The organism is Microcoleus sp. BR0-C5, assembly GCF_036705045.1.
GTDB lineage: Bacteria > Cyanobacteriota > Cyanobacteriia > Cyanobacteriales > Microcoleaceae > Microcoleus.
In genome coordinates this window covers 1-1,401 of sequence record NZ_JAUBTR010000028.1, presented here as the reverse complement: position 1 = coordinate 1,401, position 1,401 = coordinate 1, and the positions used below count along the sequence as shown (strand labels likewise).

Below are 1,401 nucleotides of genomic sequence, written 5' to 3'. Positions count from 1 at the left end.
CGGGTTTATTATATTGTTGGTTTCTGACATAGATGGTTGGTGAAACCCGCCCCTACGATAATTGGGGTACATACGATGGTCTGTAGGGGCGGGTTTTACCAACAATATAAGATTGACCGCAAACAATCTGGTAAACCCGCCCCCGCACAGCAGATAATCCAGATTGACCGTAGGGTGCGATCGCATTTCAGAAATGTAGATTCGGATTTGTCGGTGGGTGGGGGCGGGTTTTTGAGATTTTTGGTGTGAGGCGATTATCGTTGGTGAAACCGGCCCCTACGATAATTTGGGGAATTTGGATGGTGATTTTTTACCGCCCAAGCGGGGGCGGGTTTATTATATTGTTGGTCTTAGGCCGAGTTGGTGAAACCCGCCCCGGAGGGCCATCGACGCAATGTTACAGTACGATCGACTGTATGTAAGATTTGCCATTCCATGCGATCGACAGCGGACTAGATTCATTAATTTTGACTGAATTATGAGGATATAATTCATCTTTTCCCCACGACAAAGGATTATTAATGATGTATTCGCGAATGGCAAATAATGATTCCTCATTGCGGATGATATGTTCGTAATAACCGCGTTGCCATACCGATACGCCAGTCAAATATCGCATTTGGTTAATTCGCCGCGCTGAAGATGTTTTCAAACCCCGCACAATTTCCGATAAAGGATGGATTTTTGATTTTTTCAGCGCCAATTTATCGGATTCTGTATAATTTATTTCTCGGCTGTCTTTCAAAACGATAATTCCGTGGACGTGATTTGGCATCACAATAAAATTATCTAATGCCACATTTTGATAACGTTTGGGAAGAATGCTCCAATTGAATAAAACTGTTTTACCATAGGGACTCAATTGCATTGTATTATCAATAACTTCGCCGAATAAACATTCACGCTGCCAACTGCAAATAGTGATAAAATACGCACCGGGAGTCGTATAATCATATCCAGGCAGGCGAATTGAGCGGCGGTGGTGTTTGTTGCGATCGTATTTCATAATTTCTTTCCTAAAAACAGAGCCGGTAGGGGCGGGTTTCACCAACAATATTTGATGAATACAAACAATTTATATAAACCCGCCCCCGCCCAACCAATAATCTAGATTAACCCGATGTGCGATCGCCAAAACAGAGCCGGTAGGGGCGGGTTTCACCAACAATATTTGATGAATACAAACAATTTATATAAACCCGCCCCCGCCCAACCAATAATCTAGATTAACCCGATGTGCGATCGCCTCCCAAAAATGTAGATTCCGATTTGTCGTTGGGTGGGGGCGGGTTTATTATATTGTTGGTTTCTGACATAGATGGTTGGTGAAACCCGCCCCTTGTATCTTAAAAGAGTCAGGCGATAGATCGCTACGTCAGTCAGTTGATCGAGCCGTCAATC

At 43.7% G+C, this 1,401-nt stretch carries 1 protein-coding gene; it reads right to left on the bottom strand.

Annotation, left to right across the window (positions count from 1 at the left end; all coding sequences use genetic code 11):
- Positions 1 to 397 precede the first annotated feature (397 nt).
- Positions 398 to 1,006, bottom strand: a complete 609-nt coding sequence (locus tag QUB08_RS15280) for a transposase (protein ID WP_333225514.1) — start codon at positions 1,004 to 1,006, stop codon at positions 398 to 400.
- Positions 1,007 to 1,401: the final 395 nt, after the last annotated feature.